Annotated in this window: 10 protein-coding genes; 8 read left to right on the forward strand and 2 right to left on the reverse strand. The window is 49.4% G+C overall.

Translation table 11 applies throughout. The annotated features are described in order from the left end of the window. Positions 1 to 52: 52 nt before the first annotated feature. The 5 genes from NIA71_RS14505 to NIA71_RS14525 are packed head-to-tail and all read left to right on the forward strand — an operon-like array spanning position 53 to position 6,982. The gene (locus NIA71_RS14505) at positions 53 to 1,333 is read left to right on the forward strand and encodes an MFS transporter (RefSeq protein ID WP_253020777.1); all 1,281 of its coding nucleotides are present in this window, start codon (positions 53 to 55) and stop codon (positions 1,331 to 1,333) included. A gap of 22 nt (positions 1,334 to 1,355) precedes the next feature. After that, positions 1,356 to 3,095, forward strand: a complete 1,740-nt coding sequence (locus tag NIA71_RS14510) for an amidohydrolase (RefSeq protein WP_253020778.1) — start codon at positions 1,356 to 1,358, stop codon at positions 3,093 to 3,095. Beyond that, complete coding sequence (locus tag NIA71_RS14515) at positions 3,092 to 4,798, forward strand: amidohydrolase (RefSeq protein WP_253020779.1); 1,707 nt, start codon at positions 3,092 to 3,094, stop codon at positions 4,796 to 4,798. The genes NIA71_RS14510 and NIA71_RS14515 overlap by 4 nt, the downstream gene beginning before the upstream one ends. A gap of 17 nt (positions 4,799 to 4,815) precedes the next feature. Then, positions 4,816 to 6,495 carry an amidohydrolase gene (locus NIA71_RS14520; protein ID WP_253020780.1) on the forward strand — a complete coding sequence of 560 codons (1,680 nt, stop codon included), beginning with the start codon at positions 4,816 to 4,818 and terminating at the stop codon, positions 6,493 to 6,495. Next, positions 6,482 to 6,982 carry a GyrI-like domain-containing protein gene (locus tag NIA71_RS14525; RefSeq protein ID WP_148397059.1) on the forward strand — a complete coding sequence of 167 codons (501 nt, stop codon included), beginning with the start codon at positions 6,482 to 6,484 and terminating at the stop codon, positions 6,980 to 6,982. Before NIA71_RS14520 ends, NIA71_RS14525 begins: the two co-directional genes overlap by 14 nt. Positions 6,983 to 7,424: 442 nt before the next feature. Here NIA71_RS14525 and NIA71_RS14530 read toward each other — a convergent pair whose 3' ends face one another. Together NIA71_RS14530 and NIA71_RS14535 are read right to left on the reverse strand one after the other, a co-directional pair. Next, the gene (locus tag NIA71_RS14530; protein WP_148397058.1) at positions 7,425 to 8,291 is read right to left on the reverse strand and encodes a hypothetical protein; all 867 of its coding nucleotides are present in this window, start codon (positions 8,289 to 8,291) and stop codon (positions 7,425 to 7,427) included. Between the two features lie 4 nt (positions 8,292 to 8,295). Continuing rightward, positions 8,296 to 9,129 carry a putative ABC transporter permease gene (locus NIA71_RS14535; protein ID WP_253020781.1) on the reverse strand — a complete coding sequence of 278 codons (834 nt, stop codon included), beginning with the start codon at positions 9,127 to 9,129 and terminating at the stop codon, positions 8,296 to 8,298. A gap of 176 nt (positions 9,130 to 9,305) precedes the next feature. Here NIA71_RS14535 and NIA71_RS14540 point away from each other — a divergent pair, with 176 nt between their 5' ends. The 3 genes from NIA71_RS14540 to thpR are packed head-to-tail and all read left to right on the forward strand — an operon-like array spanning position 9,306 to position 10,957. Then, positions 9,306 to 9,542: a hypothetical protein gene (locus tag NIA71_RS14540; protein ID WP_148397056.1), complete on the forward strand. Its 237-nt coding sequence runs from the start codon at positions 9,306 to 9,308 to the stop codon at positions 9,540 to 9,542. Between the two features lie 39 nt (positions 9,543 to 9,581). Then, positions 9,582 to 10,412 (forward strand): hypothetical protein, encoded by an 831-nt coding sequence (locus NIA71_RS14545; RefSeq protein ID WP_148397055.1) that lies wholly within the window; start codon positions 9,582 to 9,584, stop codon positions 10,410 to 10,412. 8 nt (positions 10,413 to 10,420) lie between these two features. Then, positions 10,421 to 10,957, forward strand: a complete 537-nt coding sequence (thpR, locus tag NIA71_RS14550; protein ID WP_148397054.1) for an RNA 2',3'-cyclic phosphodiesterase — start codon at positions 10,421 to 10,423, stop codon at positions 10,955 to 10,957. Positions 10,958 to 11,061: the final 104 nt, after the last annotated feature.

Raw genomic sequence — 11,061 nt, forward strand, 5'->3', positions numbered from 1 at the left:
GCTGCCAATTATTACAACCTCAGGCACAAATTTATTTAAGGAGGCAATTATTATGAAATCGTTTACTTTCCGTGATGAAAATGGGAAATTCTACTATGGGTGGTGGATCGTCCTGGCCGCCGCCATCTTCTGCGGGCTGGTCTACAGCGGAATCGTTTCTGTGACCGGGGTGTTCCTAATGCCGGTTACCCAGTCCCTGGGCCTTCCCGTGGCAGGCTATTCTTTTTACATAACCATCATGTCCCTGACCCAGATCATAACCCTGCTTACTATTTCAAAACATTTCAATGAAAAGAACATGAAAAAGATCATGATTATCGCAGGATGTGTGGGAATTATTTCCTTTATTGGATTTGCCATGGCGAAATCTCTGATGTGGTTTTACATCTTCGCGGTTCCGCAGGGATTCTGCTTCGGCGCCTTTACCATGACACCGTGCCAGATCCTGGTCAGCAACTGGTTTGGCGAAAAGGCCAGGGGCAGGGCCATGAGTATCTTCTTGGCCATCATGTCCATTATTACCGTCATTCTCATGAACGTACTCAACTTTGTGATCCTTTCCCGCGGATGGAGAGTCGGATACATCATTCTGGCCGCCTGCGTTGCGGTCTGCGTATTAATCGCTTTAAAAGTTGTCGTTTGGAGCCCGGCCCAAAAGGGAATCCAGCGGGTCGGCGACCTGGAGGAAAGTGAATTGGCAGCCATGCAGCAGGGAACCGCTTCCGGAATCGGCTTTGCCGCAGCCTTGAAAAAACCCATCACCTGGCTGGCTTTCATTTCCTGCACGTTGGCCGTTATCGTTTCTGGCTCGATCCTCCAGCACGGCATCGCGACCATGGTGATCGGCGGAATCTCACAGACAAAAGCCACAGCTCTAATTTCCACCATGTCCCTCATTATGATCGTAACCGGACCAATTATCGGCATTATCTGTGACAAATTCAAACTATCGGTGGCAGCGGTAGGCACCAGCCTCTTCTTTGCCATGGCAGTGTTCGGCCTGGCTTATACCGGTACGGCCGGATGGGGCATTCCAGTGTTCATGATCGGTTACATGTTCGGCGTTCCGGCAATCAATATTATCTCACCTTTAATGATGAGCCACATGTACGGAGAAAAAGATCTGAGCAGGCTGATCGGCTACGTGAATGTGTTCATCGGAATCGGCGGAGCCATTGGAGCCACTGCAGTGGGTGTACTCTACCAGACGTTCGGAGCTTATCATATTCCTTGGCTGATTATGACCGGCGTGCTGGTACTGGTAGCGGTAATTCGAGGAATTTGTACCTCCTCCAAGAGAAAGTACACCGAGTTCAACGAAAAGTCGTTATAAAAAAGATCGCGAGGCAAAGCATATGATAAACACGAAAAAGACTGCAGAACTGGTTTTAAAAAACGGGCAGTTGTACTCCATCGATGAAGCAAGATGCAAAAAAGAATATCAGGCAATGGCGGTCTGCGGCGGACAGATTTTGTCGCTGGGATTGGATGAAGAGATGGAAAGCTGGATCGGTCCGGACACAAAGATCATCGACCTGGAAGGAAAGACCGTTCTGCCCGGGCTGGCAGATTCCCATCTTCATGCATCCATGACTACAGAACTGATCTTTGATTTTGATCTGCGGGGAGTTGATTTCGCGCCGGACAAAACCAGGGACGACTATATCAAAGAATATCAGGAGAAAATCAGGGCTTATGCGGAGAACCACAAGGATTCCGCCATCATCCGCGGCGCCGGCTGGAATCCCACCCTGTTTGTCTCCGACCCCATGGGGCAGCCCATGGCAGCGGACATCGATGCCGTCTGCCCGGATATCCCGGTGATTCTCCGGTCCTTTGACCATCACTATTTATGGGTAAACAGCAAGGCCATGGAACTGGCGGGAATTAACAGAGACACCCCGTCGCCCCGCAATGGAGTCATCGAAAGGGGACCTATCGGCAACCCCACCGGCATTTTCCAGGAAACCACGGCCACGGACCTGCTGCTGCGCAATCTGCCTGGAGCCGACTATTCGGTGGAGGAATACAAGGCGGGGATTGAATATTATCAAGACAAATTTGGAAATTCTTACGGCACGACCTTGATTTTCGACGCATACTGCAGCGAAAATGCCAGGAAAGCCTATCAGGAGCTGGAAGAGGAAGGGCGGCTCAACCTGCGGGTCAGGTCCTCCTTTTACGCGGATCCTTCCCTTCCCGCCAGCCAGATTGATGAGATCCTGGCTGACAAGGATAAATATCGCACAGACGGATTCGCCATCCAAACAGTAAAATTTTTTATCGACGGATCCGGTTTGACCTTTTTCCTCAATGAGCCTTTTGAAAAGGACTGGCTGGCCAGCATCGGCATGGAGGAAGGCTACCTGGGATATTCCCAATGGAGCCAGGAAGAACTCAACGAATACTTTCTCAAAATCGACAGCGCCGGGCTGCAGATCCATCTCCATTGCATGACCGACGGAGCGGTGCGCATGGCCCTTGACGCATTTGAATATGTGGCAAAGTTCAACGACTTAAAAGAGAATCGCCATACCATCACCCACCTGATGCTGGTAGACGAAGCGGATATCCGCAGAATGGCCCAGCTGGGCATAATAGCGGCGATCCAGCCCATGTGGGCCATCGCCGACAGCATGAGTGAAGAGACAGGAGCTGCCATGCTGGGCGCGGAGCGGATTCACAGGACCTATCCCTTTGGAAGCATCAAAAATGCTGGATGCCGGATTACCTGCGGAACGGATTTTCCTGTGACCATTCCTCCCAGTCCTTTTCTTGGCATACAGACTGGTATCACCAGGACCATCACGCCGCCCCATCCGGAATATGAGCACTACAAAGGCGTATCCCTGGGCGCGGAGCAGGAAAAGGTCGGCCTTAATGATATGATCGAAGGATACACCATATCAAGTGCTTATCAATGTTTCCTTGAGGATGTGACCGGGTCTCTGGAAATCGGAAAATCCGCGGATTTTGTAATTTTGGATAAGCGGATCACGGAAACTGATCCGCAAGCAATCGGAAGCCTGCGGGCGGAGAAAACCTTCTTTAAAGGAAGAGAAGTATATCCTTTGAACGAGAGCGAGGAAAGATGATGAATACAGCGGACTTAGTTTTAATCAATGGAAAAACCCTATCGGTTGACCTGGCGGGCAGCGTGACCCGGGGCGAAGCAGCAGCGGTGAAAGACGGAATTATTATAGCCGCGGGCACATCGGAAGAAATGAACCCGTTTATTGGAAGCAGGACAAAGGTGATCGACTGCAAGGGCCATACGGTGCTGCCGGGCCTGTGTGACGGACACTGCCATGCGGCTTCCAGCGCCGGGACCTATGCTGCCTGCGATTTATTTAATATTTACCAGGAAGAGGGAGAATCCAACGAGGATGTCATTAAAAAATATACGGATCGGCTGCGAGCCTATATTGAGGCCAATCCCGATCTGGAAGTGATCCGGGGAAACGGCTGGAACCGGGCCTGGTTCAATGGTTCCAACGGCGACGGCAGAATGCCCAGCCGCCACGATTTGGATGAGGTTTTAAGCGACAAACCCATTGTTCTGGAATCTTACTGCTTGCACAATATTTGGGTCAATACAAAGGCTCTTGAACTGTCCGGCGTGACCGAAGAGACGCCTTCACCGGATACGGGGGTTATCCACAGAGAAAAGGATGGATATCCAACCGGCATCTTTGAAGAGGCTTCGGCAATTGAACTGATCAAGGCCAATCTCCCAGGATATGATTATACAGTGAAACAGTATAAAGAGGTGCTGCTCAAATACCAGAAGGAGCTGGCAAATAACTATGGCGTGACCCTGATCTGCGATGCCTTTCACACCGACAACGCCCGCCAGGCATATGTGGAGCTGGCTGAAGAGGGCCGGCTTACCATGCGGGCCAGGGGCGTCTATGCCCTGGATAACAACCGGGCGGAGGAGGATTGGCAGACGGCTCTTTCCAGAAAAGGCAAGGATAACCGGGGCGACCTGTTTCAGATCAATACCATCAAAATGTTCATGGAAGGCACGCCCTGCATGATTGAGCCATACAGCGCCCAGGTCAATAAAACCGCGGGCCGGGAGGAAGACTACCGGGGCGATCTCTTCTGGACGGTGAAGGAAGGCGCAGAATATATGAGCCGGGCGATTGAACAGGGCTTTCAAATCCACATGCACGCAATGGGTGATCAAACGGTCAAGACCTCCATCGACTGTCTGGAAGAGGCGCAGAAGCATTCGGACGGCGATAACCGCAACGTCATCGCCCACCTGATGGGCGTGCGGGAGGAAGATGTGCAGCGGATAGCCGACCTTTCCATCGTATGCTCCTGCCAGCCCAGATGGATGATCTATGATACGGATGTGGAAGACTTTTATAAACCATGCTTTGGCGAAGAGCGGGCCATGAAGTTTTACCCCAACAAAAGCTTTGCGGACGCCGGGGCGATTGTGGCCTACGGAACCGATTTTCCAGTGACCCCGCCGCCCAATCCCTTCCACGAAATTCAGTGCGCCATGACCAGGAGCGTATTTCCTGACGCGCCCGACTATGATCGATTCAAAGGAAAGGTCCTGGGCGAGCAGGAACGGGTTTCTCTGACGGAAGCAATCCGGGCTTTGACCATCAACGGTGCTTACCAGAATTTCCTGGAGGATGTGACCGGGACCATTGAAGTGGGTAAATCGGCGGATCTGGTCATTCTGGACTGCGATATCGAGGCCGTGCCGGTTGATGAAATCTATAAAATAGAGGCAGATCAGACGATTTTTAAAGGAAAGGTCGTATACGAAAAGTAAGGAAAAAGAGAGGGATTATGATTACGCTACTGAGGAACGCGCGTATCTTCACCGCGGATGATGAACAGCCGTGGGCGGAGGTTCTTGCGTATAAAGACGATAAATTGATCTATGTAGGAAAGGATGAACCGAGAACAGAGGGCGAAGAAGTGCGGACCATCGATCTTGAGGGGCGGTTTGTGCTTCCCGGCTTTATCGACAGCCACATTCATCCTGCGGCCGTTGCCATGAGCAGCTGGCACATCCCCATGCCCATGTTTGAAAACGTCCGGGACCTTCTGAGCTATGTAAAAGATTATGGAGACAAACATCCCAAAGAGGAAGTGCCGTTTCTGTATTTTGAATATTATCTGACCAATCTATTTGGTGCCGAGGGACCGACAAAAGAGCTTTTGGATACGGCAATCAGCGATCGGCCATGTCTCTGCCAGGACTTTGGCGATCATATGCACTGGGTCAACTCAAAGATGCTGGAGCTGATGGAGGTGGATGCTTCCACGCCAGATCCGGTTCCGGGCCTGGAGATGTTCGTCCGTGACCAGGACGGCAATCCTACGGGCTGGGTCAAGGAGATGGCTTGGTTCCATTTCGCGGATAAGATGTATGAAAAGATCGGATGGACGCCGCCGATCGAGGTGACAGAGCCGGCCATGAAACGAGTTTTAGACTTTTTTAAATCCAAAGGAATCACGGCTCTCTTTGATGGGGTCATTGAAAGCGAAGAACAGATGCGGGTTCTGAAAAATCTGGATGATCGGGGCGAGTTAAAAGTCTATTATGACGGAGCGGTGCGCTTTTGGTCCTATCAGGATTTGCCGGGGAAGATCGAGCTTTTGCGCCATTACCAAAAACAATACGGAACAAAGCACATCAAGGTTCAGACCATGAAACTGTTTCTGGACGGCACCAACGAATCGGGAAACGGCGCTTATCTGGAGCCCCATGTCAGCGATCCTGAGGGCAAAAATTATGGAGAAATAAAGATGGAACAGGAAGAGTTGAAAAACTGTTTCCTGCTCTGCAACGACGAAAAGCTGGATGTCCACCTGCATATTGTGGGTGACCGGGCTTTCCGCACCGGATGGCAGGCAGTTGCGGCGGCTAAAAAAGAGGCGGCGCTCCAGGGAAAGGAATGGGGTTCCCAGATTGTGTTTGCCCACTGCGAGCTTGTGGCTGCAGATGATATGGGAAAACCGGCTGAACTGGGCATCGCGGTCAACTGGAGCTGCCACTGGTCGGGCGGGTATTTCGGCGATGAGGCAAAGCGCTTTATCGGGGAGGAGAAGTGGAACAATATGTACCAGTTCAACCCCATGATCAGATTTGGCGCCCAGGTGGCGTTTTCCAGCGATGTCATAACGGATTACGAGCTGAATCGAGCCAATCCGTTCTTCGGCATACAGGTTGCCAATACCCGGATCGACCCCCAGTTTCCGCTGGATGAGGGGCTCTACCCAGGCGGCATGCGCCCGCCGGAAAATGCCCGCATCCCTTTGGAAACTCTACTGAAAGGGTACACGGCGGCGGGGGCCAGACAGCTTCACTGGCAAACCATCATGGGCAGCCTGACTCCGGGAAAACTGGCTAATTTTTGTATCGTGTCGGAGAACCCTTTGGAGGCGGATCCGGCAAAGGTAAAGGATATTGACTTTGGAGCAGTGGTTTTTGAAGGGGAGGTCATCTATGGAGAGCTATAAAGCAGAGATCAAAAAAATACCAGGCTGCATTATCTATTATAAAGACTATTTCGCGCCGTCGCTGGAATCCTTTTTTAACTTTACGAAAGATGAAAACTTTCTTCAGGATTTATCCGACCGGGTGATGAAGGAAAATCCCCAGATTCAGCTGGTGGATCCGGACTATAATGTGCTGATCTACATGGATGGAGAATTCCGGGATAAGGAGGTGCATTACCGGTTTTGCGATGCGGTCACCGGGTTTGGGCAAGACTGCGAGGCGTATCAGTTTGGAGAGCTGGAGCCGGTCACGGTTGTGTCAGTCCTCCACAAGGGTCCATATAGGAACCTGGGAAGAGCCCATGCATTCGCCAGATCGTGGATAAAGGAGCATGGCTATGAGCAAGCGGGACCGCCCAGAGACAGCGCCATCGACGGATGCTGGAACAGGGAGCGGGAAGAAGAATACCTGACAGAGATACAGATTCCCGTTAGAAAGGCGCGATAAGAAAGTCCTGGGCCTGGATAGTTAAAAGGCCGGTTTGGAGAGCAAGATGCCAATTTTTACAGGAGTTTATCAGAATTTGAAGCCCCGGCGGGGTGAAGCAGTGAAGTGGGATTCCTGGGGAAAATCTGAAAAAAGATTTTACTTTTTACGCAAATTTCAACGGTTGCAGGCTCTCAGCTCCGTTTGTCAGAAGCCAAGCGAGGGTTTCCTCGATATGAGGGTCCGCAAACCTACAACTTTGCGTAAAAATACTTCAAATTTTTAAAAATTTTCCACGCGCTGGACCGGAGGGCGTCGGTTACAACAGAGAAAAAAAGTATCAGGATTGAATGCCACTGGGCTAAATTCTGATACTTTTAACTTTTTTCGGTTCGCGCTCTCGGCCTTGGGAGGCGCAGCTGTCCAACTTTATTAAGTTTCTTTAATGAATATGCTCAGACGCTTACGCGGCAGCTCGTTTTCTTGCGATGCTTCTTCCCACCAGGCACATCACAACCAGGACCGCCATCAAAATAAGGGCGGCCACACCCACAAAGGTAAAGCCTTTGGTGAACATTCCGGTCAACAGCAGCGAAAAAGTAGTGCCTTCGCCTGTTTCCTGGATGTAGCTGCTGAGCAAATTACTGGAAGTACCCAAAAGTACAAATACCGATCCGAGAATGAAGCTGATGAATGCCCACCAGATGAATCCCAGCTTGCTTCCCCAGAAAAGGGCGATGAGGAGAATACCAAGAATCAGGCAGACTGCCGACAAAGCCACTCTCATGGGTGTGCCCAGGAAGGACTGAACCTGGGAAATCGCTGCCATTTCGCTGCTGCCTGCCGCAGCGCTATCGTTCATCACCGGCAGCGTGTCATTGATTTCTTTAACGATGGCAGGACCGTTTTTATCCACATAACTGAGGACTTGTTTCTTCTGGCTTTCCGAAATGGTTACCCCGGTCTGCCCCGATAGTTCCGCCAGGCTGTCTTCCGCGATGCGCGCCAAATCCTCCTGAGTAAACTGTTCATATTTTTCGCCGTATAAAACCGAGTTGATTGCGGACGATGCATATTCTCCAAGGGCTTTGGCTGCGGTATCTGTGCCCATGGCCTGTTGTATAAAAGTCTGGACCTTTTCATCGGCGGCCTCATTAGACGCGGCCGCCTGATCGTACAGCTGCTTTGTAAAGTTCGTTTCTTGAATCGCTTTGGTCACCGAATCGGCGGAAAAGGAACGGTCACATGCAAACGCCCCCATCAAAATCCCCTGCGTGCAAATAAGCAGGAACGATATAATCAATGCAACAATAACTTTTAATACTTTCATCTCATTATCTCCTCTTTAATTTCCTATACTCGTCAAGCCGGCGTTTCATTTCATCCATTGCCTCAATATGCCGGGTGGATTTTACACTGGGAAATGCGTTCAGCAGTCTGCGCTGCCCATAGGTAAGCTTTCGTTCCAATTCTTTTTTATAATTTTTTATGTCGTCTTTTTCAGCAGCGATCCTGGCCTTGAGCTCTTCGGTTTCTTTCCTGGCCCGCTTTGCTTCCTCTTTCGCCATAACAGCTCCTTCATAAAGAACCTCGGTGATATCATCGGAAACCTCTTTGAGCTTGGCCGCTCCTTCATCGATCCGCTTTAATTCTTTGTTAAAGCCGATCATGGTCTTAATGGTTGCGGCACAATCCGTTAAAAAAGCGGCGCCGAAAACGGACAGCGCTGCAATTCCCAACGTATGAGGGAACCAATCCACCAGCCTCACTATGGTTGGATGGATGATATACACGACAAAGACGCATGCGAACCCCCACATGATGGAAAACCGCAGACAGATGTAGCCGCCAATATTAAAGGGCTCATCTGCATAATCCCACCATTTCTGATGAAACAGTTTTTCCAGGACAAAGCCGGTTATCCATTCTAAAATCGAGCAGAGCAGAATCGATGCAAAGAACAAAACCAATCCATGGGACGCCAGCGGCTCTAAAAGCCAGACCACGCAGGTCACGCCGACTCCGTAAATCGGACAGATGGCACCGTTCAGAAAACCACGATTGACCAGTTTGCCCTTGCTCAAGGCCTGAAAACAAACCTCCGTACACCAACCTAAAAAACCGTATATAAAAAAGAAAGCTGCAAGCTCATAGACGGATAAATCCATAAAAATCCCCTTTCCCTTGGAGCTATTATACCACAGCTTGGAAAACATGCGATAAGGATAATTAAAAAGATTAATTTTTTATGGAAAATAATGGTTGACAGCAAAAGCTAAATACGCTATGATATGGAAAACAATGTAAATGTAAAAAAATTACATAGAAAGGGAGCTATAAAAAGATGAAACCGTTGCCGCAAAAAAAGAACCCTCAGACAAAAATCGAATCTTTGCTTGCAGAGATCCGTCAAGAGACGTTTCGCTCAGGCTATCGGGAGGGACGGATCGAAGCCAGGATTTCAATCGTCCGGCGTATGAGAAGGATGGGCATGGAATGGTCGATAATTGAGCAAGTTACGGGCCTGAATTGGAAAGATTACCGGGATTTGCGGAAATACTGGCCTGGACAGATATCATAGCAGGAAACTTAGTTGTCTGAAATAAGGAAGGGCGTTATCATGGCAGTAATTGATCGGCAGACTTTGGCTGAAGGCTTCTCATGCGGCGATTTGCCCGAATGCGGGAAAAGAGTAGCAGCCTTTGCCCAGATGGCATTGGATTCCGTTCATAGAGATATGCTTGTACAGATATATTATGATTGGATCATCGCCATTCATAAGGAAGATTTAATTTTCAATACAGGGGAGCCTCATTATAAAATTTTTTCCGGAGGTCAAGCAGCGCTCCGCTACCTGGCACATAATTCGCCGGCTCGGTGCGGTACTGTGAGAACCCTGAGGCGGCTAAACGATCTGGGTATTTCTATGAGCCGGGAATTTTACCATGCTCAAGGGCAGCAGGTAGAGGCGGCGAATATACGGCAGGCAATGGGTTATTTAAATGAAGAATTCGGGCTGGACAAAAAAATCTTTGATCTTCACAGACCATGCTTTATACGGCTGGGTCAAAGCCATACAACGGAGCAGGACCATTGGCGAATTATTCAAACTGACATGAGCAGCAGCATCAGCATATATTTTTATCCTTGTTGTATTAATATAGAAGAACCGATTCATCGGCTGTTTCGCCAGTTGGCGGGCATTTGTTATAATCGGTTCCGGTCAGAAAAGAGAGATTTGTCTCGATCCATTGAGGACGAGATTAAAAGCTGGTGCTGTCCAGAAGTGGATCTGCTGACAGAAAGAAGGCAAAAAGAGATGATTGTAGAAGGCATTTGTCTCGGCCTTATACATGGGAGCCCTTTTGAGGATGGGAATCTTCCCAACAATGTAAAGACTAGGCGGCGTCGGATAAAAATGCTTATTCAACAAACGCTGCATAGATTATAGGAGAGAGCATGCGTATTTTTATCGCCATTAATTTTAATGATCAAACCAAAAATAGACTAGGGCATACAGCCTTAGCCCTGAAAGAATTTATGCGGAAGGGAGCTTTAACTCCTATTGAGAATCTGCATCTGACGTTAGCCTTTCTGGGCGAAGTCCCTGAGGATCGGATATACGATGTATGCCGTGCAATGGACGATGTTCACTGCCCGTTATTCGAGCTGAATTTTTGCCAGCTTGGACGGTTTCAACGCGGAGCAGAAGGCCTCTATTGGCTGGGAATTACAGAAAACCAAACACTTTTTGAAATACAGCGGAGGTTAATCGGTCAACTTCAGAAGAGGGGCGTTCAGCCGGACCGAAAAGCGTTTCGGCCCCATATCACACTGGCGAGACGAGTCGTGATGAATGGGGCGTTTAATATCAGCGATTTTAACCGACAATTGCCCCAGATCGGTCAGCAGGTGTACGGAATCAGCTTGATGAAGTCAGAGCAGAGCCATGGTAAGGTCTGTTATACAGAGCTGTACTTTAGAAAGTGTGATTAGACGGTCCGCTCATTGGCTTTCATAAAACATAATTTGATGTTTGGTATGTATAACAAAAAAGCGGCGTTATTTTTAGTCATGTGCCCATTTCTATTTGTTGCCTG

This window comes from Ihubacter massiliensis (genome assembly GCF_024125305.1).
Taxonomy (GTDB): domain Bacteria; phylum Bacillota; class Clostridia; order Peptostreptococcales; family Anaerovoracaceae; genus Hominibacterium; species Hominibacterium faecale.

What these genes read in the sequence shown, in the direction of transcription:
- NIA71_RS14505 (WP_253020777.1), top strand. Translation starts at nt 53, where the DNA reads ATGAAATCGTTTACTTTCCGTGATGAAAATGGGAAATTCTACTATGGG.
- NIA71_RS14510 (WP_253020778.1), top strand. Translation starts at nt 1,356, where the DNA reads ATGATAAACACGAAAAAGACTGCAGAACTGGTTTTAAAAAACGGGCAG.
- NIA71_RS14515 (WP_253020779.1), top strand. Translation starts at nt 3,092, where the DNA reads ATGATGAATACAGCGGACTTAGTTTTAATCAATGGAAAAACCCTATCG.
- NIA71_RS14520 (WP_253020780.1), top strand. Translation starts at nt 4,816, where the DNA reads ATGATTACGCTACTGAGGAACGCGCGTATCTTCACCGCGGATGATGAA.
- NIA71_RS14525 (WP_148397059.1), top strand. Translation starts at nt 6,482, where the DNA reads ATGGAGAGCTATAAAGCAGAGATCAAAAAAATACCAGGCTGCATTATC.
- NIA71_RS14530 (WP_148397058.1), bottom strand. Translation starts at nt 8,291, where the DNA reads ATGAAAGTATTAAAAGTTATTGTTGCATTGATTATATCGTTCCTGCTT.
- NIA71_RS14535 (WP_253020781.1), bottom strand. Translation starts at nt 9,129, where the DNA reads ATGGATTTATCCGTCTATGAGCTTGCAGCTTTCTTTTTTATATACGGT.
- NIA71_RS14540 (WP_148397056.1), top strand. Translation starts at nt 9,306, where the DNA reads ATGAAACCGTTGCCGCAAAAAAAGAACCCTCAGACAAAAATCGAATCT.
- NIA71_RS14545 (WP_148397055.1), top strand. Translation starts at nt 9,582, where the DNA reads ATGGCAGTAATTGATCGGCAGACTTTGGCTGAAGGCTTCTCATGCGGC.
- thpR (WP_148397054.1), top strand. Translation starts at nt 10,421, where the DNA reads ATGCGTATTTTTATCGCCATTAATTTTAATGATCAAACCAAAAATAGA.